The organism is Flagellimonas olearia (genome assembly GCF_009184425.1).
GTDB lineage: Bacteria > Bacteroidota > Bacteroidia > Flavobacteriales > Flavobacteriaceae > Flagellimonas > Flagellimonas olearia.
This window is the reverse complement of sequence record NZ_WELG01000001.1, coordinates 629,508-653,962: the sequence shown is the minus strand read 5'-3', so window position 1 is coordinate 653,962 and position 24,455 is coordinate 629,508. Positions and strand designations below refer to the sequence as shown.

The following is a 24,455-nucleotide window of genomic DNA, read 5'->3' as shown; positions in this document are numbered from 1 at the left end:
ACCACGTACCTTTGCTACTTAACTACAACCTTAAAAGTGCAAATTTGGATCAGTCTTCAAATTCAACAAACACAAAAGCCCTATTATCCTTAGCCGTTGGTGGGTTTGGGATTGGTTTAACAGAATTTGTAATCATGGGAATTTTGCCCAACATTGCGGATTCCATGGATATTTCAATATCAAAGGCTGGACACTTTATCGCCATTTATGCTTTAGGTGTTGTGGTGGGAGCTCCCTTTATGGCCAAACTCATTGGGAAACTTTCTCCAAAAAAATCATTGTTGTTCTTGATGATTTGGTTTACCGTTTTCAATACGCTATCCGCGTTTTCAGAAAACTATTGGGTTATGCTATTGTTCCGCTTTTTGTCCGGAATGCCCCATGGAGCCTTTTTTGGTATCGGTGCGGTGGTTTCCGGTTACCTAGCCAAACCAGGAAAGGCAGCCCAGGCCATGGCGATTATGTTCTCTGGGCTAACCATTGCCAATGTGATAGGTGTGCCTTTGGGCACCTACATTGGCCAAGAGTGGCATTGGAGTTTTTCTTTTATGCTTGTGGGGATTGCTGGTATTGCCACACTAACCAGTTTACACTACTGGATGCCCAAGCAATCTTTGGAAAAATCGGAGACTATGGCCTCCCAAGAGACCTCTTCTGGAATACGAAGCAAAAAACTTTGGGCCTTAATAGCATTGACGACCATTGGAACAGGTGGTTTTTTTGCTTGGTACAGCTATATTGCCCCCTTGGTCATTACCGTGACCAAATTACCCGAGGCCTATGTAGGTTATATTATGATTGTTGCAGGTGTGGGTATGTTCGTAGGAAATTTTTTGGGAGCCAGAATGGTGGACTTCTTTTCGCCAGAAAAGTCTGTGGTCATTAGTTTACTGTGCATGGCTACCATTCTTTTGACAAATTCATTTTTTGCCAGTAGCAACATCGCTATTTTTATTATAAGCTTCATTATAGGCATCATTACCTTTTCAATAACCGCACCCATTCAAATCGCCATTATCAAAGCAGCTAAAGGAGCGGAAAAACTGGGGTCTTCCATGAACCAAAGTGCTTTTAACATGGGTAACGCATCTGGTGCCTATTTGGGAGGTCTTCCCATGGTTTTTGGACTACCTGTAAACTACGCAAGTGTGGTTGGGGCCATATTGGCCAGTATAGGAGCATGTATTGGAATTGCTATTGTATACAGTCATAAAATGGAAGAAAAAAAGAGAAAGGAATCTCTTTGCACTTGAGGCTTTACCAAAAGCCATGTTTGCAATATGATTACATCTAAAAAGAAGAACAGAACTTTCTTTCTTTGTGCTTATTGTACTCTTTTTCCATCCACAAAACTCCATTGATTCGGGGCTATACCAAAGGATAACCCCTTAAAATAAAAGAGGTTCCATAGCGTTACAGGATATGGGAAGTCCGCAACTGTCTTTTTTGGCATGTTTGTTGTTTTAGGTTCTTTCCCAAATTCTTACAATTATGAAAAAGCCTCAACTTTTTGCCAGTTTTCTAGTTAGCATTTGTTTGGTTTCTTGTGCCAGTTCCGGATATGTTCACTTGGATTACCCACAGGAACCACAATTGGTTTTGCCTCAGGGCATAGATGACATTGCCGTGGTGAACCGTTCCCTTACCAAAGAAGAGGATGCATCCAATAAAACCTTGGAGTCCATTGCTACCGGAGAAATCCTGGGGTCGGACAAGTTGGCCTCGGATGAAGCCATCAAAGGAGTTTTCGAAGGGCTTCAAAATAGAGGGCCATATAGGGTCGTAATTCCTTCCACTACTCGATTGCCCGGTACCGGAACCAGACTCACCCCGGAAGTATTGAGCTGGGAGACCGTGGATGAAATATGCGCCGAAACGGATGCAGATGTACTTTTAGTCTTGGAAACCTTTGACTCCAACTCGGACTTTGTATTGAACACAGCCGTGGAACAGGTTACTTCCGTATTACAAACCGGTAAAGCGAGTGGGCGGATACCCAGACGTGCCCGGGTAAATGTAAAAAGCTATTGGAGACTCTACGACCCAGAGCAAAAAACCATTATTGATCAGTTTCAACAAACCCATTTAATGGATTTTGATCTCGTGAACGGAGCCATCCCCTTTACCGCTCTACCAGAAACAGCTTATGCCGCTGGTTTGGACTATACCAGTCGACTCTTCCCTAGCTTCTATAGGGTTAGACGGGATATGTACAAAAAAGGAAAGGGACGGGACAAGTCCTTATTCGATGCTGGCTGGAGAAGAACCGAGGTGGCCAATTGGCAAGAAGCCATAGAGATCTGGACAGAAATTGCCAATGACCGATCCAGTAAATCGGCCGGAAGGGCAGCCTATAATATTGCCGTTGCCCATGAAGTTTTGGGAAATACCGACCTTGCCTTGCAATGGGCCCAAAAATCCTATCAAGATTATGGAGATAAAATGGCACGCGACTACGCCAAAGTTTTATTAAGGAGAAAGCGTTGGGAACTATAGCTTTTGAATATATCATGTAGCTAACATGCCTTTGCATCAAAAAGCTTTCGTAATCAATTTAATTCAACTAATAAACACTTAAACACAAGGAATTGTAACAAACAATTTGTTTCTTTTTTGAAAGGTTACCATGAATTATAAGTAACTTGTAGGCAATGATGAAATACTACAGTCACTTCATAGAATTTACAAGATAACCTTAACCATGAAAGCAAAGAAACAGCTCGAAATTAAAGCCGGGGCGGCTGATTCATGCCCAACCACAGAAACACATTTTACACGTCGCGAAGCAATGGGACTGACCGGAATGGCCGGTTTAGCGGCACTAATGGGCCTTACTTCCAGTGCCATTCCAATGCAGCCACAAAAAAAGGTGCGTATTGCATGTCTTACCACCTATTGGGCCGCGACCCGATCGCATGCAGATTGGATTTTCACCAAGTTGTTGGATGGCTATTGGTGGCAAGGTGCCTATATGGAGTCGCGCGTGGAGGTGGTTTCCGTTTACATCCACCAACTTAAGGAAAGTGGCCTGGGCCAGAAAATATGCAAAGCCAAGGGCATTCCCATTTTTGATACTGTAGGGGAAGCTGTTACCCTTGGTGGTGATGAACTTGCGGTGGACGGTGTGGTCATCGTTGGGGAACATGGAAATTATCCTACGGACCTTAAAGGCCATTGGCTTTTACCCCGTTGGTGGATCTACAATCAAGTTATTCGGGTTTTTGAGCGGAGCAACCGTTCAGTTCCCATTTTTAATGACAAGCACCTTTCCTATAATTGGGACGAAGCCAAGTGGATGTTCGACAAATCGCGCGAACTCAACTTTCCATTGACCGGAGGTTCTTCCATACCTATTTATTATAGGACACCTGCAAAGGACCTTCCCGTGGACACTCCCATAAAACATTCGATCGTACTTGGTGGGACTTCCGATGAAGGTGCCATTTTCCATGCCATTGATGTACTGCAAGCCTTTGTGGAACGCCGTAAGGGAGGAGAGACAGGTGTAAAGTCCGTTCAATCCATACGCGGTCCGGAAACCTGGAAATGGGTGGAAAACACCCCATGGGCCAGCAAACTCTTAGGTTCCGTGGAGAAAAAATTTGAATTGGAAGCCGGACATTTTCAACAGCATCCGCAAACCAATATGTGCCTTATAGAATATAATGATGGCACTATGGCCGCTGTTATTGGAGGCCGAGGTGTGGGATGGACCTATGCCGGAGAAATTGAGGGGCAAAACGACCCTACTATCATCTCCATGCTGGGTTGGGCAGGCCCTTTTGACCAATATCATGCCTCCAATGCCCAACCGCACTGGATTACCGAGATGATGGTAACCAAAAAGGAGCCTTTCAATGCAGAGCGTCTATTGTTATCCACCGGCATTGTAAACCATTATATGGAGTCCAATTGGGAGAATAGCCAATATTCCCCAGTAGGTCGCCGCATTGAAACCCCGGTACTCAATATGAAATACCACACTACTCGGGGAGCGCAATTCAATACGGGGGAACGGCCACCAAGCCGACCATACATAAGAGGCTTTAGCGAATAGTGCAAGACCCAATAATGATTATTTGATACCAAAGTAATACACATATGCAACGAAGAGAACTAGTAAAGAGTTTATCCATGCTTCCTTTGGCGGGAAGCGTTTTTCCCATAACATCCTTATTGTCCACTCCTGCAGTAGGGAGCAAAATACCTTTGGACTTTGACCAACAAACCATGCCCGAGCTACATCGGAATGCTTTTGTTATGGATGGACACACCCATGTAATGACCCGTGAACTGTTGATGGGGACCGACATAGGGCAGCGTTATTCGGATGGTACCGTGGACCTTCCCAGGGCCAAAGAAGGTGGCCTTGATGCCATGTTCTTCTCCGTATATACCCCAGAACATTATTATCCCGGGAGACTGGAGACCAAAAACACCTTTCGTGTGATCAATCTTGCATTGGAGCAGATTGAAAAGAACAACGACGTCATCGAATTGGCCCTCAATGCTTCCGATATAGAACGTATCAATAAAAAAGGGAAAATGGCCGCTTTTCTGGATTTGGAAGGTGGTTATGACCTTGATGGCGACATCCTTTTACTCCAAGCGCTTCATCGATTAGGGCTTAGGTCTATGCAATTAACGGCACATAATACGACCAATGCCTTTATCGACACCTGTAACGATGTGAGCCGTTGGGGCGGAATCAATGATCTTGGGAAAGAAGTCATTGCAGAAATGAACAGGCTTGGCATGGTCATCAATGTTGCCCATGCCTCCAATGATGCCATCCTGCAGACGGTTGAGGCCAGTAAACATCCAGTGACCTACAGCCACGGTGGATTCTATAGTATTGTGAACCACCCTCGTTGTATTACGGATGAGGCAGCTAAAGCGGTCGCAGCAAAGGGAGGTGTGATCGGCATTCACTTTGGCAGTCTTTTCAACAATCCAAAATATTTTGGCTGGCAGCAAAAAGCCGCAAATGAGACCACTCCGTCCTCGGTACAGGATTTTGCAAAGACCCTTGAGGAAGCAGATAGGGCAGTTGCCAAAGAAGTTCCTTTAAACTTCAAGGGAACTATTCCTGATGAATACTGGATGCATGTAGATCAACTGGCCAAGGTCATTGATTATGGTGTGAACTTGGTTGGCGAAGATCATATGGCCATAGGTTCCGATCTGGATGGTGGTCCCGAGTTGCCCCGTGAAATCAAAGACATCAGTGACTTTCCACAAATCACTATGGCCATGCAAAGGCTGGGTTATAGCGATGAACGAATCAAAAAAATCCTAGGTCTCAACTGGCTTCGTGTGATACGGGAGGTAACCGGAGGATAGTGGAAAGAGCGGAAAATTGATACAATCAATTAATGGAATGCTATCTTTTTCTCTGTGAATACATTTGTTGATGCACGAAGGTTTTTATCTTAATTGAATTAGTACATATGTAACCCCTGTAAAAAATAAAACGGATCGTAAGATCCGTTTTAAACCAACTAAACTAAACCAAACTTCAACTGAAGGGAATTAAGAAGGGACATCCCATCAGCATCTATTTATCTTTATTGAGGAAAGAATTTCACCCAATCACAGCTATATTCTCCAGCTTTTAGTTTTCTGTTTCAATTATATCATACACTTCAACTGCGGGTACTTGAATTTCAATCAAGCCATTTTTATACGTAAACTTTAGAGCTTCGTTACTTGGTTGCAGTTTTATCTTCTTTGGCTTCTAATCGGATTAAGTGTCACCTTTAAATTTGGGGTTGGCCTGAGCCCATCATAGGCAAGGACATTCTTGTTGAAATGTTCCCCCGATGAGTTGATCAAATGAATTAAAGTGGCATCTCCTTTCTTTCCCAGTACAACATGAACTTTGTCCGAACCTTCAACTTTAAGCATTGGTTCCACTACAAATTGACCTATAACCTTATTTATCACATTATTGAAAACCGGGTATTCTGTGGCATATGCATTGTACGAGCCATTTGTTAGATCCGTTGCCAGTCCATTTTTCCAAACTTTTGCCACTAAAGCACCACTTTTGAACTCGGTGCCAGCCACATAAATATCCTCACCGTCAATGTCTATAGCATATGCCTAAGCCCCCCTTCCCCCATCGGTCAGGTTGGTTTCAACACCATTGTGCCATAATTTGGCCAAGTAAGCTTCCGGTACGTGAATCACTCTATAAATGTCCCTCACCATGATTTTATGGTTCTCATTGGAATGTAAAGCCAGATACAGTACCCCCTTTATTGCATATTTGAACGAATTGGAAAGCATATCCCTTACATGCCAAACAAGGATTAAAAGATATTTTTATCCTTTTTATGACTTATATCATGTTATAGACTGGTAGCCCTATATACATTTGAACCAGAATTTTAACCAATAATCATATGAAAACGATAGTGAAAAGTATAATCCTGCTCTTTGCGATGCTCATGATTGGATGTGGAGGAAAAAAAGAAGAAAAAAAAGATGAGGGCTTTAGTGTTCAACGGAAAAAAACTTCCACAGAACAGCCCATTGAAGCCAATACCCCTAGCGACAAAGCATCTGAACGGGTAGATTTAACCACTAAGGGAGTGGGGCCGATCAAATCAGTAACATTGGCGCCTGAAATTGATCAGGAGATGGCTTCCAAAGGTAAGGAGGTCTACGATCAAATGTGTCTGGCCTGTCATAGAATTGGCAAAAAGTTCATTGGCCCTCCTCCCAATGGAATATTGGAAAGAAGAACTCCGGAATGGGTCATGAACATGATTTTGAACCCTCAGGAAATGGTTCAACAAGACCCTTTGGCAAGGGACCTCCTCCAGGAGTTCAACGGATCGCCCATGTCCAACCAAGGGCTTACCGAAGATCAGGCCCGGGCCGTTCTAGAATACTTCAGGACCTTAAAATAAAACATATGAAATCAACCATTAAACTCAGTACAATGGGGCTATTTTTATTGCTCGCACTTAACAGCGGTTGTAAAAACGGAGCCCAGAACGACACCACAGCCTCCGGCCAAAATGATACCGAGGCCATTCTGGAAAACAACAAGGGACAGGCCTTTATTGAAGATGATGGATCTACCCCAAATGTATTACAGATTGCCATTGGATCACCTGACCACAGTACGTTGGTCGCAGCAGTACAGGCAGCAGAGCTTGAAAACGCCCTGGTCAACGCAGGCCCTCTTATGGTATTTGCCCCTACCAATAGTGCTTTCGAGGCCCTGCCAGCAGGTACCGTTGAAGACCTATTAAAGCCCGAGAACAAAGCTACCCTTGCCAATATTCTCAAGTACCACGTCACCCCAGGCAACTACTCCAAAGACTTTTTAAAAAACTTCAAAAAACTGGGACAGGCCAATGATCAAAATGTCTCCGTGATAGTCCAAGGAGATGAAGTCCTTGTTGGTGGTGCCAAGATAATTGCCAGTATCCCAGCTGGAAATGGAATTGTACATGTAGTGGACAAGGTTATCCTGCCCCCTACTCAATAACGCAACCCAAAAAAACTAATAAATCCTAATACAATGAAAATTCATTCCTATCTAATAATGACTATTGGAGCGGCCCTGATAATGTCTTCCTGTGGTCAACAGAACAAAAGTTCAAATGGGGCGCTTTCATCGAGTGCCGCCGAAAAAGTATATGTTGCTCCTGGGGAGCAAGACGAATACTATGCCTTCCTATCGGGCGGATACAGCGGTAACCTTACCGTTTATGGACTACCTTCTGGAAGAATGTTCAAAGAAATTCCTGTTTTCTCCCAGTTTCCAACCTCTGGATATGGATATTCCGAAGAAACAAAACCCATGCTGAACACCTCCCATGGTTTTGTGCCTTGGGACGATGCCCACCATCCTGATATTTCACAGACCAATGGAGAATTGGACGGTCGTTGGATATTCATAAACGGCAACAACACCCCAAGGATTGCACGGGTTGACTTGAGCACCTTTGAAACTGCAGAGATCATTGAAGTTCCCAATAGTGCAGGGAACCACAGTTCTTCATTTATTACAGAGAATACCGAATATGTTGTGGCCGGTACCCGTTTTGCCGTTCCCGTACCTCAACGGGATATGCCGATCAATGAATACAAAGGAAACTTTAAGGGCGCACTTACCTTCATCAGTGTAGATCCGGAACATGGCCATATGGCCATAAAGTTCCAATTACTGATGCCTGGGTTCAACTATGATCTTTCGCATCCCGGTAGGGGAAAATCCCATGGTTGGTTCTTTTTTACCACCTATAACACAGAAGAAGCCAACTCCCTTTTGGAAGTAAATGCATCTCAAAATGACAAGGATTTTATTGCAGCCATAAACTGGAAAAAAATCGAGGAATATGTAAACAATGGTGGAGGGACCAAAATGCCCGCCAACTATGCCCACAATGTATATGATGAGCATTCACACATGGGCACAACCACAATGCGAAAAGAAGTTTTGACTATAGATCCTACCAAAGTGCCCGGAGCAGTTTATTTTCTGCCCACTCCAAAATCGCCCCATGGATGTGATGTGGATCCAACAGGACAATACATTATTGGAAACGGAAAACTATCCGCAGACTTGACCGTACACTCCTTTGACAAAATGATTGCCGCCATTGAAGGTCAAAAGTTTGACGGAGATGCCTATGGCATTCCCATCTTGAAATTTGAAGATGTATTGGCCGGACAGGTAAAAAGTGGTGGTCTTGGTCCCCTTCATACCGAGTTTGATGGTAAAGGAAACGCCTACACCACCTTCTTCATCTCATCTGAAGTCGTGAAATGGCAATTGGGCACCTGGGAGGTCATTGATAGAAAGCCTACCTATTATTCCGTAGGACACCTTATGATTCCAGGGGGCAACTCCAGAAAACCTTTTGGCAAATATGTGGTGGCCATGAATAAGATCACCAAAGACCGTTACTTGCCCACTGGGCCTGAAATGGAGCACTCTGCACAGATCTATGACATCTCTGGGGACAAAATGGAACTGATCTATGATTTTCCAACCCATGGTGAGCCTCATTATGCAGCAGGTTGCCCAGCCGAGCTTTTGGCTCCAAAATCCAAAAAAATATATCGATTGGATGAAAACAGGCATCCTTTTGCCGTTACCACACCCGACGGTTCAAAAGTGGTCCGGGAAGGCAACGAGGTCCATGTGTATATGTCCACGATCCGTAGCCACTTTACCCCCGATAATATCGAAGGTGTTAAAGTGGGTGACAAAGTGTATTTCCATATCACCAACCACGAACAGGATTTTGATGTACCTCACGGTTTCTCTATCCTAGGTCAGAACACCTCCGAGCTTTTGATCATGCCCGGGCAGACCAAAACCTCGGTCTGGGAACCCAAACAAGTTGGGGTATGGCCATTCTATTGCACAGATTTCTGTTCTGCCCTGCACCAAGAAATGCAAGGATATGTTCGGGTTTCCCCTGCCAATTCCAATATGGAACTCAAATGGTCACTTGGTGAATAATTCGGATTGAGTCACCATTGAATAAAGCGGGCCGTGTCCATGACCTGCCCGCTTTTCCTTACAAATTGAAGTTCATCAACCCTTCTGAAAAAAACACTCTCAGTTTGTAACCCTTAAATCAAAAAAATGAAAAAGGCAAGTATAATAATGATGGTTGGCCCTCTCTTCTTATTGGGATTGTACATTTTTCCACTTTGGAATATCATGTTGGGAGCTCCCCAGTATCCGGACCCCCTAGGTTTGAACATTCATATAAACGGTCTTAAGGGGGTTAACGAATTTGACATCCAGAACATTGATGGTCTCAACCACTATATTGGCATGCACACCCTCCCCAAGGTTGAAGATATGTGGGAGTTTGGAACCTTCCCTACTATTATCGGAATCATGGTAGCAATTGGAGTGGTAATTGGTATTCTGGGATACTTCAACAAAGTGGGCTACAAATGGTTTTGGGGGTGGTTTGTACTCATGTCCATTTTAGGTTTGCTGGGCATGTACGATTTCAATGAGTGGTTGATGGATTACGGCACCAACTTGGACCCCAATGCCATTATGAAATTGACCCATCCCGATGGCACCCCGATGACCTATAAACCACCTTTATTGGGGCATGTGAAGATGCTCAATTTTGATGTGACCTCCTTGCCTTCCACTGGAGCTTGGCTCATGTTCGTGGGTATGATGCTCACCTTGACCGCTGGCTTTTGGGGTTGGAAAAATGCAAAAGAACAATAATCCCCATCACTATGAAATATCTTGTACTACCGCTCTTTACCATGCTCTGCTTGACCATTGCATGTTCCGTAGGCCCTAAATCCATTGATTATGGCCATGTAGGCTGCCACTATTGCAGCATGACCATTGTGGACAAACAACATGCCGCTCAATTGGTCACCAAAAAAGGGAAGGTCTTCAACTTCGATGCCATTGAGTGTATGATGAACCATTTGAAAGATGAGGACCAAGCCACCCTGGCCCTGTTCCTGGTCAATGATTTTGACCAACCCGGTGAACTGGTGGATGCCACAAAGACCACCTATTTGATCAGTGAGAACATTCCCAGCCCCATGGGAGCTTTTCTGAGTGCATTCTCCAATAAAAAAGCTGCCCAATATGTATTGGACTCCAATGGAGGTAAACTTTATTCATGGGCGGAAATAAAAGAAAGGTTTAAACAGTAACACAATCGTAATGACAGATTTGGAGCCTATAAAATGTGAACAACTCTTGGCCGACAATTATGTGGGGCATCTGGCCTATATAGCCGACAACCAACCGTATGTAATCCCTTCTACGTATTATTTTCTTAAGGATGAAAAGAGTATTCTATGTTTCGCCTCCAATGGGCATCGGATCAATGCCCTAAGAAAATGCAACAAAGTCTCCTTTCAAGTAGATAGAATCAAGTCCTTCCGCGATTGGGAATCGGTACAGGTACATGGTTGCTTTCATGAACTTACGGGAAATCGCGCCAAGCAATATCTAAAACATTTCGCCGAAGGCGTACAGGAAACCATAGATCTTAAAAATGCCGAGCGTCCCCATTTTTTAAGTCATTTTTCAGGGAGGTTGCAGGAAGAGGAAATGCCCGTGGTTTATTGCATTGTAATAAACCAAATGACTGGAAAGTCAGTCACGGATTTTACCTAGAACACACCCAATTCAAATTAAGAAAGACTCATTATATACCATGCATCTCAAGTTTCCACTCCATCCAACCCTCAAATACATTCTAGGGTCGCTCTTGTTCATAATGGGATCACCTATCTGGGCAAGTACATGGAATATCTGTAGGGATTGCGAACACAGTTCCATCAAAAAAACCATAGCGCTTGCCAAAGCCCATGATACGTTGTTGATCCAAAAAGGGATATATAAGGAATTTGAAATATTGGTGGACAAACCACTGGTCATCAAGGGCATAGGGTATCCCATTGTGGACGGAGAAAAAAAGGGAGAAATCTTCAGGGTACAGTCAGATAATGTCACCTTGGATGGCCTGTTCGTCATCAATGTAGGTATAAGTTATACCAAAGACAATGCCGCCATACGGGTGGTACAGAGCAAAGACTTTCTCATTCAAAATATGGTATTGGAACAGTTGTTCTTCGGAATTTACTTGGAAAAATCCTCCCATGGCAAAGTGTACCACAATAGGATCATTGGGGAGGCTGTGGATGAATACAATTCCGGGAATGGGATACAGCTTTGGTATTCTACGGACATTGAAGTCCTCAAAAACCATGTGCAGGGTACCAGAGATGGTATCTATCTTGAGTTTTCCGACCGCATCACCATTACCTATAACACCAGTATGGACAATCTTAGGTACGGCCTTCATTTTATGTTCTCCAATCATGATGTGTATTCCAACAACACTTTTGAAAATAATGGGGCTGGGGTTGCGGTCATGTTTTCCAAATTCATCACCATGAAAAACAACACGTTCCGAAAGAATTGGGGAACAGCTGCCTATGGCATGCTGTTGAAGGAAATCAATGATGCCGAAATCAGTGGGAACACGTTTGAGGAAAACACTATTGGCATCAATATCGAGGGATCCAATCGTATCCAATATCACAATAATGATTTCATCAACAATGGTTGGGCCATTCGGGTAATAGGTGCATGTTACACCAACAGTTTCAAGGGCAACAATTTCCTGTACAACTCTTTTGATATTTCATACAACAGCAAACTGAACGACAATGTGTTTGAAGGTAATTTTTGGAGCAGCTATACCGGTTACGACCTGGATAGGGACGGTATTGGGGATGTGCCTTATCGACCTGTAAAATTATTCTCCTATGTGGTGAACCGTACCCCGGAGACCATAGTGCTGTTACGTAGCCTGTTCATGGACATCATTGATTTCTCCGAGCGGGTCTCCCCGGTCTTCACACCCGATAACCTAAAAGACGCCCAACCTCTAATGAAAATACGACGATGACCATACACATAGAAAATCTTCATAAGAAATTTGGAAAGAACCAAGTATTGAAAGGGGTGGACCTTACCATCACGGAGGGCCATATCTATGCGATTTTGGGCCCCAATGGTTCGGGCAAGACCACCCTGATAAAAAGCATCTTGGGCATGGTGATTCCGGATAAGGGACAAATCTCCATTTTGGACAGACCCATCAAAAAGGATTGGAAGTATCGGAAGCACATCAATTACCTTCCACAGATTGCCAACTTTCCCCCCAACATCAAGGTAAGGGAACTCATCCATATGATCACGGACCTTCGGAACAGTCCCAGTGCCAAAAAAGAACTCATTGAGCGCTTTGGTCTGGAACCCTTCCTGAACAAAAAATTGTCCACGCTATCAGGAGGTACCAAACAAAAAGTGAACATTGTACTGACCTTTATGTTCAACAGTCCACTGATCATTCTGGACGAACCCACAACAGGTCTGGACCCAAGGGCATTGATCTATCTAAAGGAACTCATCCAAAAGGAAAAGGCGCAAGGAAAGACCATTTTAATTACCTCCCACATTATGCAATTTGTGCAAGAAATGGCGGATGAAATCCTATACCTATTGGAAGGAGAGATCTATTTCAAAGGGAGTATTGCAAAACTTTTGGAAGATACCCAACAAAAGAATTTTGAACATGCCATTGCGGCCATAACCACCACCAAAAGCCATGCTTAAAATACTGAAATATAGCTTTTACGACCTCATACGCAGCCGTTGGAGCTACGTGTACTTTTTGTTTTACCTTGCCCTTGGATTTGTACTATTGTTTCTGAACAACGACGTTTCCAAGGCCGTGATCACCTTAATGAACGTGATCATTGTACTGATTCCTTTGATAGGCACCATATTTGGGGTGATGTACTATTACAACTCCAGGGAATTTACCGAACTTTTATTGGCACAGCCCATTAACCGAAGGGCCATTTTTATGGGGCAGTATTTTGGAGTGGCCGGCTCGTTGACCTTGAGTCTGGTACTGGGCTTGGGGATTCCATTTGTTCTGTACGGCCTTTTGCGGAGCAATGCCATTTTTGATTTTACGTTACTGCTGGTCACCGGGGCTTTCCTGACCTTCATATTTGTGGGCCTATCCTTTGTGATTGCCATATCCAACGAAAACAAGATAAAGGGGTTTGGCTACGCCGTTCTGTTATGGCTCTTCTTGGCCGTGGTCTATGATGGATTGTTCCTGATGTCCCTCATTGTTTTTGAGGAGTATCCCTTGGATACTTTTTCCTTGGTGGCCACAGCGCTAAATCCCATTGATCTTTCCCGAATTTTGATCCTACTCAAATTAGACATCTCAGCACTATTGGGATATACAGGCGCCATTTTTAAAAAGTTCTTTGGTACCGATCTGGGCTTTTTGGTCTCCATGGCCATTCTTTTACTTTGGACTATATTGCCTATACTTGGCTTAAGCCTTAAAGCAAAAAGAAAGGATTTTTAATGGAGTCCTAACCAATTTTCATAAAATCATGAAAGAGAGCTTTCACCAGCGACACCTTTTAATTGCCCTTGTTTATTTCTGTGTTGCCGCTGGCTTGGGCCTATTGCTTCGCTCCTTCCCTATTTTCTCCTTTGATTTCAACTTTAAATATGTGGTCCATACCCATTCCCATATTGCCCTTTTGGGCTGGGTATATGTGGCCTTGACCACTTTGCTCCATTATTGTTTTATGGAGAATACATCCAACCATACCTATATCAGGATTTTTTGGGGCACCCAAGGCACTTTGGTAGGGATGTTGTTTACCTTCCCCTTCCAAGGATATGCCTTGTTTTCCATTATATTCTCTACCCTCTTCTTGATTATGTCCTATGCCTATACCCATTATTTCTGGAAAAACATTGACCCAAAGTACAAGAAAAGTAACGGCTTAACCTGTGTAAAAGCAGCACTGATCTATATGGTGGTGTCAAGTTTGGGACCTTGGGCGTTGGGAGCGGTCATGAGTACGTTGGGAGCCCAATCCATCTGGTACCGCTTATCCATATATTTTTATTTGCACTTTCAGTACAATGGTTGGATGTTATTGGTCTTATTGGGGCTGTTCCTATTTGTTCAGGAGCAGCGGGGCCATAATATTCCCCAAAGAAGCTTTGTCCGTTTCTTTACGGCAATCAACCTGGGCATTGTTCTTACTTTTTTCCTGTCCACCCTATGGACGGAGCCATCACCATGGCTGTATGTTCTTGGAGGTGTTGGAGCAATGGTCCAGATTGGAGCTTTGCTAGTTTTTTGGACATTTGCCAAAAACGGAATTGGGAATTTGTCACCCTCAAATCTGCAAAACCAATTATTACGAACCGTTGTTGTCCTTGTCAGTGTTAAAGTTGGATTGCAACTACTGACTTCCATACCCTATTTTGCCCGAATGGCCACAAAGTACTTGGATTTTACCGTTGGGTATTTACATTTGAGCTTCTTGGGGGTCGTGAGCTTTGGGCTGTTCTTTTTCTTGGATTATTTTGGTCTGCTACGTTTATCGCGCACCGTCTACCAATTGTATTTTGTGGGATTCTTACTTACGGAAACTTTAATTTTCCTCAAAGGCTTTGCTTTCTGGTCGAAATGGGAGATTTTTGAAGGATATGCCACAACCTTGGCCTTGTGCTCCTCAATAATCGTTCTAAGTTTGGTGTTAATGGTGCTTCAAAATCGCACTGCATCTTGATTTTTTAAAACAATCCATAGGGTTCCAATGGGTAATAGTTTAAATTTGATTTGTCTTATGGCAAGTTTTGACATAAAAATAATAAAGGACAATTTTGTCTTATTTAATATCATGCACTATCTTTGTGCGGATTCAAGTTCCCTATGATGTTTTCAAAAGCTTGTGAATACGGTATTCGGGCGGCGGTATATATTACGCTGCAATCCTTGGAGGGAAGACGGGTAAGTGTCACCGAAATTGCAGAGGAAATCGATTCTCCAGTGGCCTTCACTGCAAAAATCCTGCAACAGCTCACCAAGAACAATATTGTACATTCGGTAAAAGGACCTACGGGTGGATTTGAGATTGATCGTAAAGATATGGATGACGTAAAGCTGAATATGATCGTAAAGGCCATTGATGGGGATAAAATCTATGTGGGTTGTGGATTGGGACTCAAGGAATGTAATGCAAACAAACCCTGCCCCCTACATGACAAATTCGTAGATATAAGAACCAATCTAAGGACCATGTTGCAAAGTACAAGCCTATACGAACTTGCCACAGGTCTGGAAGTGGGACTGACTTACTTGAAGCGTTAAAAAAATTTAATCCAATAAAGGACAATTTTGTCCGATTAATAAAATTTGATATTATGGACCATGTAACTGAAAAAACAATAGGACAAATGGTTGCGGACAACTACCGTACCGCACAGGTTTTCAAAAAGCACAAAATAGATTTCTGCTGCAAGGGCAACCGTACCCTATCGGAAGTCGCAACCAAGAAAGGATTGAACTTGGAGATCTTACTCCAAGAATTGGATACAGTCCAAGCCCATGGTCAAGGAGATCACCTTGAGGTAGCGTCTTGGCCATTGGACCTACTCGCCGATTATATTGAAAAGAAACACCATCGCTATGTGGAACAGCAGATTCCGATACTCAACCAATATTTGGACAAACTTTGTAGGGTACATGGGGATCGTCACCCGGAATTGTTTGAAATATCGGAACTTATCAAGGCTTCAGGTGGCGAACTGGCCATGCATATGAAAAAAGAGGAACTGGTACTCTTCCCTTGGGTCCGTAAAATGGTGGAAGGAATCGCCGATCGTGAACCTTTGGTGCGGCCCCACTTTGGAACAGTCCGCAATCCCATCCAAATGATGATGAAAGAGCATGACCATGAAGGTGAGCGATTTCGAAAGATTGCAGAGTTGACCAACAGTTATACTCCCCCAGCAGATGCTTGCAACACCTATCGGGTAACGTATTCCCTATTGCAGGAATTTGAGGAAGATCTCCACAGGCATATCCATCTAGAAAACAATGTTCTGTTCCCAAAAGCTGAAACCCTGGAACAGCAAACCGTTCATTAATCAAGAGCAAATTCTAAAATGAACAAAATGACAAGCATATACAACAAACTGTTGATGGAGTTCAAAAAAAGACAGTTGGGCTATTCCTCCATCGCCATAATAGGTCAAAGCTGTTTGGGTTCGGCAGCGGCAATGGTATTGTTAATGGGTGAAATGGCGATGTCCCTTAGGATGACTTTACTCTTTTTTGTCACTATTTTCTGCATGGCCTTTAACGGAGCCGTACTGGCCCAATTGAAATCTACGACCACATTCAATCTTTTGATTTTGAGTTTGGCATTCAGTGTACTGGTCATTATGGTGCATATTTTTTAAGGTTCAACAAATACCTTGACAAATCTTTCAAAATAAACCTAGCACAAGAGATGTTTTATAAAAACAAATAAGGTTGATGGTCTCTGACCATCAACCTTATAATATTAAAGTCGGGGTGGAAGGTCTACCCCATGAAACATAAATAGCTGATTTAATTTACTTTACACTGTTAACTTGGACCAGTTAACCGAACCCTGAACCGTATTCAAATCGGCACATCCAGAGGCAAAACTTATGGATGTTACACCCAAGGCAATACATATTTACGTCTGCATTTGACATAAAGTGAACTTACACAAAACCATTAAATAACATAAATTGCTGTCTATAAATCTTTTAAAACAATGGATTGAGCCTGAAAACTACCTGCAAAAAGAAAAAGTGCGCGCTTTCGGAAAGAAAAAAGCCTCCAATTTTATGGAGGCTCTTTATTTACTAGTGATCGCGGAAGGATTCGAACCTTCGACCGTCTGCTTAGAAGCGTTTTCGGGCCTAAATTTCTCTATTCAGAAATATATTATATTTTATTGATTTACAACGTTTTAAATACAATTCAACAACAATTGAATTCAATTGAATTCAAGTATTTGTTTGCAAATTGTTTGCAAATTTTTTTGCTACCTTGAAGTTAATGAGAACATATTTGACCCTTTTATTAGATACCAGAAGAACAAAAAAGGATGGCTCCTACCCTATCATATTTCGTCTAACACATTTACGTAAAACTACCTCAATCGCCACTGGTTTTTCAATATCCGAAATATTTTGGGATCATCAAAAGTGTGCTATAAAAAGAACCTACTCTCGAACAGAATCCATTGCTAGGTTAAATACTTTATTATTAAAAGAGGAAGCACGCGCAAATGATATTCTGAACAAGCTTGCCGACCAAGGTAAATTAAATTATCTATCCATTGTTGAAGTCAAGAAAAGAATAACCCGAAACAGCAACTATGAATCTTTTTTTGAATTTGGCTACACTGTTGTTGAAGACTTAAATGCCTCCCATAGATATGGTACAGCTAGGCAATACAAATGTTTATTGTCAGTATTGAGGACCTTCAACAAAGGGAGGGATCTCAAGTTCAATGAAGTCAACTATTCGTTGATCAAGCGTTTTGAAAAACACCATCTGGCAAAAGGCAATAGTTGGAATGGCCTATCCACTTATTTAAGGGGCATACGAGCTTTGTTCAATAAAGGAATAAAAGCGGGTTTAATAGAAAGGGATGCCTATCCTTTTTATTATTATACAATTAGACAGGTTCCAACGGAAAAAAGAGCCTTGGAAGTTGACGATATCAGAAAAATTGTGGCATTGGATATTCCTAAGGGCCTAGCCTTATTTAGGTACAGGAACTATTTCATCTGTTCTTATTTCCTTTATGGGATGAATTTCATGGATATGGCCTATTTAAAGGCCAACAACATTATCAATGGCCGTGTCAAGTTCCGAAGAAAGAAAACGGGTAAACTATATGATATTAAAATTACAGATCAACTCATGGAAATATTGGATATCTATCTGAAGGATAAAAAAGGGGAAGATTTTATTTTCCCAATCATCAAAAGGGAAGATCCGGCAAAACAGGAAAGGGAGATCAATTGGGAAAGGCAGCGATATAACCGCGGTTTAAAGAAAATCCAGGAACTATGCGGCATAGAACAGAAACTCACCACTTATGTAAGCAGACATAGTTTTGCCACTCAGGCCATGTTACATAATATACCTTTGGAAGCCATTTCTGCCATGCTTGGACATAGTAAACTGAACACAACACAGATCTATCTCAAATCATTGCCAACAACCATGCTGGACGACTATAATGAGCGATTAATTGAAGCTATTTGAAACTTATTCATTCTAAAAAAAATTTAAATAACCCACTAAGTTCTCCCACAATTTTCGGTCATTCTTAATCTATTGAATTTGGATGACCGTTTAATTGAACTTTCATTGTAAAACGAGTCCACTGGTTTGTTAAAGTTCATTTCCCCGTACTAATTAAATAGTTTACATTCTACCGTTTATTTAAACTTTAAGGGAATCTCTTTCGAAAAATATTTAACAATAATTAGTTAACTATTTAGTTGACTAATTATTAATCACTATATTTAGATTATTGGATTAACTGATATGATTAGAGATTTTATTAAAGAATCTGGTTATCGAGCCTTGGATAATAGATTAAAACGGATAAGTGACAGAATGGCCCACGACACCAGAAAGTTTTTTAAGCAATTGGACCTCGATGTTGAACCAAGTTGGCATTTGGTGTTCAAATTATTAAAAGAAAATAAAGGATATACAATGGTTGATATAGCGGAGCAATTGGGTTATTCACCTCCATCTACGGTAGTCATGCTCAAAAAAATGGCCAAAAAAGGCTACATAAAAACCAAAAAAGATCCTATAGACAAGAGAAAACAAAATATTGAACTTACCAAAAAAGCATTAGATCTATTACCAAAACTAGAGCAGATATGGGCTAGTTGCGAGTATGCCATCTATCAGTTGCTAAAGGAAGACCTTTCAATCATCAAGTATCTTGATGACATTGAAACATCTTTAAAGGAAATCCCTTTAAATGAAAGATTTTACAACGAGTACACTAAAACTTAAAAAGCACAACAATGTCATCTTTAAAAAATGTAAATCTCAACACAAAAAAAAAGAGCCATCCAGAATTATCAAGGAGGAGCATGGTTAGGACCATGGCATTGGGTTTAAGCTTATCGGTGCTCCCAAGCTTTATGGCTTCCGCCAAAACAGAAATAGATCATGGGGCCTTGGATCACGGAGAACGCATTATACCCGTTGAGGAATGGGAACTAGTAGAGCTACAAAAATTCATTGAGGAATGTATAAAGGCTAATAAAGATGTCGACCCCCAAGAAGCTGTGAAGGAAGTTTTGAAAAAGGCAGTCTCTAATCCTGCGGCTATGCTAAAAGCCATTGGTGAACCTACTGAAGCAGGTTTGAAGGTTTTCTTGAGGACAAAAGAACTCACCATTTTTGCGGCATCTTGGACACCGCAAATGAACCTCATGCCACACAACCATAAAATGTGGGCCAATATTGGTATCTATACAGGTCGGGAGGACAATATTATCTGGGAAAACCAAAAAAGAGGATTGGAAGCCGATGATGTAAGATGCTTATTTGAGGGTGATGTCGCAACCTTAAATACCAATGCCATACATTCGGTCACTAATCCATTAAAACGATTCACGGGAGGACTTCACATTTACGGAGGTGATTTTTTTGCAACAGAACGTAGCCAATGGAATCCAGAAACCCTTGCGGAAGAACCCTCCAACGGTGATGTGATTCGTGGTATATTCAAAGAAGCCAATGAGAAAATGAGAAAAATCAAGAACTACTAGGTGAAAACTTTATGAAACGATTATTAATATCAAGTGGGAGCCCTTTTGAAGAAACCATTGGTTTTAGTAGAGCTGTTCGGGTGGGGCCTTATATTACCATTGGCGGAACAGCTCCATTGGATATACATGGAAAAACAGTGGGAATTGGAGACATTACCATACAAACCAAACAATGTTTGGAAACCATTAAAACAGCATTGGAGAAAGCGGGAGCTAGTTTAAACGATGTGGTGAGAACACGAATGTTGTTGGTGGACATAAAGGATTGGAAGGAGGCCGCCGAGGTACGGGCCGTCTATTTTAAAAATATTAAACCTGTAGATACCATTATGCAGGTTTCTGGTTTCATTGACCGAGATTGGTTAATTGAAATTGAGGTCGATGCCATAACTAGCAAGTATGGCAGTGGTGATTTATAGTATCATTCCAATCTGTGATGTACATGGATTTGCTTTATTTTGAAACATAACAAGTTAGATTTAATTTCTGTATGCAAGAAACTGTGCAAATAAAAACCAATCATTTTGTATTTGATTGCCGGACCGAAGGCAACAAACAGAATGAATTGGTAATTTTATTACATGGCTTTCCAGAAACGTCATATATGTGGAAAAGACTAATGTCTTATATTTCTGAAAATGGTTTTTTCTGTGTTGCTCCCAATTTGAGAGGGTATAGTAAAGGTGCTTGTCCAAAAGGTAAAAAGCATTACCATGTGGATAGATTGGTGGAGGATGTTATAAACATTTCTGGGCATTGGGGCAATTCAAAATTTCATCTTATCGGCCATGACTGGGGAGCTGCTATAGGTTGGAAATTGGTTCATGATCACCAAGAATCAATATTGAGTTGGACCGGTATTTCGGTTCCACATCTGCAAGCTTTTGGAAAAGCACTGGCACTTGACAGTGAACAGCGAAAAATGAGTCAATACATAAAAGATTTCCAATTGCCATTTCTTCCAGAAATGAAAATTAGAAAAAATGATTTTCGACTATTTAAAAAACTTTGGAGGAACAGTAGTACCGATGAAATAGATGATTATTTGAAGGTTTTTAGAAATCCCAAACAGCTTACGGCCTCACTGAATTATTACAGATGCAACTATAAACATCTAAAGAAAGCAGCAAATGAAAGTATACTGGGAAATATTAATGTGCCAACCTTATTCATTTGGGGCAAGAAAGACATGGCAATTGGTGCTTATTCAGTAAAAGAAAGTCATCAGTACATGAAAAACGACTATGAATTTTTGGAGTTGGATTCTGGTCACTGGTTAATTCAGACAAACTATCCAGAGTTGGGAAAAGCCATATTGGCCCATATCTTAAAAAACAAGAGCAGTAATTGACAAGAACTAATTTGTTGATTGTTTACAATGGGACAAGTTTAAGTTCAAATAAACGATTTATTTTATCCATTGCTTAGGGGTATAGAAATGCATCTTACGTTTAAATAAGCAAGATGGAAACAAGCCAAAAGAATAAAACTAAACTATAATGAAAAAAATAGGATTGGTAGGTGGAATAAGTTGGACTTCTACTTTAGACTATTATAAATATATCAACCAAAGTATCAACGAAAAACTAGGAGGCCTGAACTCCGCTGAATGTATAATTTATTCCTTGAATTTTTCGGATATCCAAGATAGGGGATGGACAAATTCCTATGACCTGATTTTTAATGCCTGCAAGAGTTTAATCTCAAACAATGTTGATTGCATTGTTCTATGCGCCAACACGGCTCATTTATTCGCTGACGAAATCCAATCAAAACTCGGAACCCCCATCATTCATATTGCATCTGCCACGGCAGAAGAAATAGAAAAGCAGAAACTACGCGAAGTGGGACTACTAGGAACGAAATTTACAATGGAAATGGATTTTTATCGGAATAAACTGAAAGAATATAATATTGGAACCATTGTTCCTTCGGAAAAAAAAGATATTGAAGAAATTCAACATATTGTAAAAAATGAACTTGGAAGAGGAATAATAAATAGAGAGTCAAAACTAAAATTCATACGGTTCGCAAATGAATTAATCGAAAGAGGGGCTGAAGGACTTATTTTGGGATGCACCGAAATACCTATGCTCATTGATCAAAAAGACTTTGATTTTCCCGTATTCGACACAACAAAAATTCATGTTGAAGGTATTGTAAATTTTGCCTTGAACGAATGAATACCTTTTACCGGCAATGGCTATAAGTAATTGCCAGTTTCCATCCACTCAGAAAATTTCAAAGGAATTTTCAGTTCAGTGTAAATCAACTAAGTCCATCCAGCCCCACAACAATCCATAACCGTACCCAAAAGGAAAATACAAACAATTCCAAACTTGATGGTACTGCAAATAGGTTGCAAAATATGAAGAAGATAAAAAGTTGTAGTATTGACCCAGTCCACTTTAAATCAAGAAGTGGGAATTATAGGTATTATGGCTAGAGACCCACATTCAATATTTGGAAAAAAACAGTTGGATTAATTGAGAACGCTCTCAATCCAGTTTCTTCAAACTACAAAAACCAGCTATATTTCATTTAGACTATGGGATAATTCAAAGTTCAAACAAGCAATTTCTATAGAAGATGTTCAAGTACGTGGGATATGGAGATGTATTCCAAATTCCTATGATCAGGTTGCTGGCCATTGAACGGACAACACAATAAACATCAAGAATGACACATTATTATAGACAAGTGAGCAAACTAGTGAATGACTGTTACCCCAACAAAGGACAACTCGATACTATAATCGGAACAAGGCATTATATAAACAACCACCTTAACAAAGAATTGAAGTTGGACTTTCTTTCAAAAGTTCGCTTTATCTCAAAGTTCCATTTACTTAGATTGTTCAAAAAGTATTACGGACAAACCCCCAAACAATATATTATTGACAAGCGCATTGAGCAAGCAAAATTGTTACTTCAAGGAGGAAAAACCGTCACAGATACTTGTTTTGAAGTCGGTTTTGATACCCCGAGTTCGTTCAGCACATTGTTTAAATCCCGTGTAGGGCTGACACCCAATGAGTTCCGGAAAAGAGCAATTTTCACAAAGTCGGACTGTTTAGCATTCAAGAATTTTGCAGTATTAAATGTAAAACCAAAGTAAAGTGAAAGTTCAAATAACAAGCATTCCGGTCCAAGACCAAGAAAGGGCATTACGTTTTTATACCGAAACGTTGGGATTTGTAAAAAAAGTGGATGTTCCATTAAGCCAGCATGGTCGATGGCTAACCGTTGTGAGCAAAGAAGAACAAACCGGAATTGAAATTTTATTGGAACCTGCACCAAATCATTTTGAACCAGCCAAGATTTATCAAAAAGCACTCTTTGATGCAGGAATTCCTTATACACAATTTAGTTCTGACCATGTACAACAAGACTACGAAAGGCTTATAAAACTTGGTGTTGAATTTAGCGTTAAGCCGACCGAGATGGGAACGGTAAAAATTGCAGTTTTCAATGACACTTGTGGGAACAATATTCAAATTGTAGAAATGCTTTAAGGCGCCAAAAAACGAAACAATTAAGAACTAAACGGTAAACCCGGAAGGCGGAATGTATTAAAATCCGTACCGCGCATTGATTAGTCTAAGAATGTAGAAGTTCAAATAAACAATAAGGAGGTCACTTTATTCTTGAATACAAAACTTCCTTCAATGGAATTTCCCTACCCTCCTCCCCTAGGGTCCATGCATAAAATTTATGGTGGTCAACGTCCTGAACGATCCATTTAGAATTAGATCCTTCCACGGTGATTGGGGAATTGTTTTTAATCGAATTGGAATCAGGATAAAGGCGAAGGTTAAGATTGAACCTAAATTCGTTTTTATCCGAGTCGTATGTTTCCAAAGCATACCCTCCCATAGGGTATTGATAGGTAGCACCATAGTTCAAGTATACTTCCAAATCAGGGTCATATTTATGGAAACCCAAAAACCTGAAAGTTGAGTCAACACCTATTTCATCAACACAAAGTGTCTTTTGGTCCTGCAAAAAATAAATATGTGCCCTGGCCTTAAAGCTTTCCTGTATGTTGCCCGGAAAGTATGATTTCTCAACACAATCCCATTCTCCTAGAAATACCTCAAATTTTTTCATGGGATTGTGAGGGTCCAACGGGGTCTGTTCGGGTATCCATCTTGCGTAATTTCCCATATAACTTGGATTTTATGTGATACGACAAATACCAAAAGGAATTCCTTTAAATTTAAGAAATTTTATTTACT

28 protein-coding genes are annotated in these 24,455 nt (G+C 41.2%); 24 read left to right on the top strand and 4 right to left on the bottom strand.

The genetic code is table 11. From position 1 onward, the window contains the following. The first annotated feature begins 11 nt into the window (after positions 1–11). The 4 genes from F8C76_RS02695 (at position 12) to F8C76_RS02680 (ending at position 5,343) form a co-directional block, all read left to right on the top strand. A complete protein-coding gene (locus F8C76_RS02695) occupies positions 12–1,253 on the top strand; it encodes an MFS transporter (RefSeq protein WP_313847390.1) in 1,242 nt (413 codons plus the stop codon). Between the two features lie 238 nt (positions 1,254–1,491). Next, on the top strand, positions 1,492–2,496 hold the full coding sequence (locus F8C76_RS02690) for a DUF6340 family protein (protein WP_129656033.1): 1,005 nt from the start codon (positions 1,492–1,494) through the stop codon (positions 2,494–2,496). Positions 2,497–2,701: 205 nt separating this feature from the next. Beyond that, positions 2,702–4,057 (top strand): hypothetical protein, encoded by a 1,356-nt coding sequence (locus tag F8C76_RS02685; protein ID WP_211372109.1) that lies wholly within the window; start codon positions 2,702–2,704, stop codon positions 4,055–4,057. 44 nt (positions 4,058–4,101) lie between these two features. After that, positions 4,102–5,343: a dipeptidase gene (locus F8C76_RS02680; RefSeq protein ID WP_129656032.1), complete on the top strand. Its 1,242-nt coding sequence runs from the start codon at positions 4,102–4,104 to the stop codon at positions 5,341–5,343. A gap of 378 nt (positions 5,344–5,721) precedes the next feature. On the opposite strand, the gene F8C76_RS02675 is transcribed toward F8C76_RS02680, so the two are convergent. Continuing rightward, positions 5,722–6,036 carry a hypothetical protein gene (locus F8C76_RS02675; protein WP_152130357.1) on the bottom strand — a complete coding sequence of 105 codons (315 nt, stop codon included), beginning with the start codon at positions 6,034–6,036 and terminating at the stop codon, positions 5,722–5,724. Between the two features lie 69 nt (positions 6,037–6,105). After that, positions 6,106–6,291, bottom strand: a complete 186-nt coding sequence (locus F8C76_RS02670; protein WP_249042344.1) for a hypothetical protein — start codon at positions 6,289–6,291, stop codon at positions 6,106–6,108. A 116-nt stretch (positions 6,292–6,407) separates the two neighbouring features. Here F8C76_RS02670 and F8C76_RS02665 point away from each other — a divergent pair, with 116 nt between their 5' ends. From F8C76_RS02665 to ric, 12 genes are all read left to right on the top strand, one after another. Further along, positions 6,408–6,917 carry a c-type cytochrome gene (locus F8C76_RS02665; protein WP_152130356.1) on the top strand — a complete coding sequence of 170 codons (510 nt, stop codon included), beginning with the start codon at positions 6,408–6,410 and terminating at the stop codon, positions 6,915–6,917. A 5-nt stretch (positions 6,918–6,922) separates the two neighbouring features. Then, positions 6,923–7,504, top strand: coding sequence for a fasciclin domain-containing protein (locus F8C76_RS02660; RefSeq protein ID WP_152130355.1), 582 nt, complete (start codon positions 6,923–6,925; stop codon positions 7,502–7,504). Between the two features lie 33 nt (positions 7,505–7,537). After that, positions 7,538–9,490, top strand: a complete 1,953-nt coding sequence (nosZ, locus tag F8C76_RS02655) for a Sec-dependent nitrous-oxide reductase (protein WP_129656029.1) — start codon at positions 7,538–7,540, stop codon at positions 9,488–9,490. 126 nt (positions 9,491–9,616) lie between these two features. Continuing rightward, positions 9,617–10,228, top strand: a complete 612-nt coding sequence (locus tag F8C76_RS02650; protein ID WP_129656028.1) for a hypothetical protein — start codon at positions 9,617–9,619, stop codon at positions 10,226–10,228. Positions 10,229–10,239: 11 nt separating this feature from the next. Next, entirely contained in the window at positions 10,240–10,674 is a 435-nt protein-coding gene (locus tag F8C76_RS02645) for a nitrous oxide reductase accessory protein NosL (RefSeq protein ID WP_152130354.1), read from the top strand. Between the two features lie 10 nt (positions 10,675–10,684). Beyond that, a complete protein-coding gene (locus tag F8C76_RS02640; RefSeq protein WP_129656026.1) occupies positions 10,685–11,143 on the top strand; it encodes a pyridoxamine 5'-phosphate oxidase family protein in 459 nt (152 codons plus the stop codon). A 103-nt stretch (positions 11,144–11,246) separates the two neighbouring features. After that, complete coding sequence (locus F8C76_RS02635) at positions 11,247–12,443, top strand: nitrous oxide reductase family maturation protein NosD (RefSeq protein WP_152130353.1); 1,197 nt, start codon at positions 11,247–11,249, stop codon at positions 12,441–12,443. Further along, complete coding sequence (locus F8C76_RS02630; protein ID WP_152130352.1) at positions 12,440–13,153, top strand: ABC transporter ATP-binding protein; 714 nt, start codon at positions 12,440–12,442, stop codon at positions 13,151–13,153. Before F8C76_RS02635 ends, F8C76_RS02630 begins: the two co-directional genes overlap by 4 nt. After that, positions 13,146–13,928, top strand: coding sequence for an ABC transporter permease (locus F8C76_RS02625; RefSeq protein WP_129656023.1), 783 nt, complete (start codon positions 13,146–13,148; stop codon positions 13,926–13,928). The genes F8C76_RS02630 and F8C76_RS02625 overlap by 8 nt, the downstream gene beginning before the upstream one ends. Before the next feature lie 28 nt (positions 13,929–13,956). Then, on the top strand, positions 13,957–15,156 hold the full coding sequence (locus tag F8C76_RS02620; RefSeq protein ID WP_152130351.1) for a hypothetical protein: 1,200 nt from the start codon (positions 13,957–13,959) through the stop codon (positions 15,154–15,156). Positions 15,157–15,302: 146 nt separating this feature from the next. Then, the gene (locus F8C76_RS02615) at positions 15,303–15,737 is read left to right on the top strand and encodes an RrF2 family transcriptional regulator (RefSeq protein ID WP_152131448.1); all 435 of its coding nucleotides are present in this window, start codon (positions 15,303–15,305) and stop codon (positions 15,735–15,737) included. 53 nt (positions 15,738–15,790) lie between these two features. After that, positions 15,791–16,516, top strand: a complete 726-nt coding sequence (ric, locus tag F8C76_RS02610) for an iron-sulfur cluster repair di-iron protein (RefSeq protein WP_152130350.1) — start codon at positions 15,791–15,793, stop codon at positions 16,514–16,516. 104 nt (positions 16,517–16,620) lie between these two features. On the opposite strand, the gene F8C76_RS18660 is transcribed toward ric, so the two are convergent. Beyond that, positions 16,621–16,812 (bottom strand): hypothetical protein, encoded by a 192-nt coding sequence (locus tag F8C76_RS18660; RefSeq protein WP_170283962.1) that lies wholly within the window; start codon positions 16,810–16,812, stop codon positions 16,621–16,623. A 650-nt stretch (positions 16,813–17,462) separates the two neighbouring features. Here F8C76_RS18660 and F8C76_RS02600 point away from each other — a divergent pair. From F8C76_RS02600 to F8C76_RS02565, 8 genes are all read left to right on the top strand, one after another. Next, entirely contained in the window at positions 17,463–18,683 is a 1,221-nt protein-coding gene (locus F8C76_RS02600; RefSeq protein ID WP_152131447.1) for a site-specific integrase, read from the top strand. Positions 18,684–18,968: 285 nt separating this feature from the next. Further along, a complete protein-coding gene (locus F8C76_RS02595) occupies positions 18,969–19,454 on the top strand; it encodes a MarR family winged helix-turn-helix transcriptional regulator (protein ID WP_152130349.1) in 486 nt (161 codons plus the stop codon). 80 nt (positions 19,455–19,534) lie between these two features. After that, positions 19,535–20,218: a hypothetical protein gene (locus tag F8C76_RS02590; protein WP_249042343.1), complete on the top strand. Its 684-nt coding sequence runs from the start codon at positions 19,535–19,537 to the stop codon at positions 20,216–20,218. Between the two features lie 11 nt (positions 20,219–20,229). After that, on the top strand, positions 20,230–20,637 hold the full coding sequence (locus tag F8C76_RS02585) for a RidA family protein (protein ID WP_152130347.1): 408 nt from the start codon (positions 20,230–20,232) through the stop codon (positions 20,635–20,637). Positions 20,638–20,708: 71 nt separating this feature from the next. Beyond that, positions 20,709–21,569: an alpha/beta hydrolase gene (locus F8C76_RS02580; RefSeq protein ID WP_152130346.1), complete on the top strand. Its 861-nt coding sequence runs from the start codon at positions 20,709–20,711 to the stop codon at positions 21,567–21,569. 148 nt (positions 21,570–21,717) lie between these two features. Beyond that, positions 21,718–22,401, top strand: coding sequence for an aspartate/glutamate racemase family protein (locus F8C76_RS02575; protein ID WP_152130345.1), 684 nt, complete (start codon positions 21,718–21,720; stop codon positions 22,399–22,401). 496 nt (positions 22,402–22,897) lie between these two features. Next, the gene (locus tag F8C76_RS19075; RefSeq protein WP_152130344.1) at positions 22,898–23,335 is read left to right on the top strand and encodes a helix-turn-helix domain-containing protein; all 438 of its coding nucleotides are present in this window, start codon (positions 22,898–22,900) and stop codon (positions 23,333–23,335) included. Between the two features lies 1 nt (position 23,336). Next, complete coding sequence (locus F8C76_RS02565) at positions 23,337–23,732, top strand: VOC family protein (protein ID WP_152130343.1); 396 nt, start codon at positions 23,337–23,339, stop codon at positions 23,730–23,732. Positions 23,733–23,853: 121 nt separating this feature from the next. Here F8C76_RS02565 and F8C76_RS02560 read toward each other — a convergent pair whose 3' ends face one another. Continuing rightward, positions 23,854–24,384, bottom strand: coding sequence for a hypothetical protein (locus tag F8C76_RS02560; RefSeq protein WP_152130342.1), 531 nt, complete (start codon positions 24,382–24,384; stop codon positions 23,854–23,856). Between the last annotated feature and the right edge of the window lie 71 nt (positions 24,385–24,455).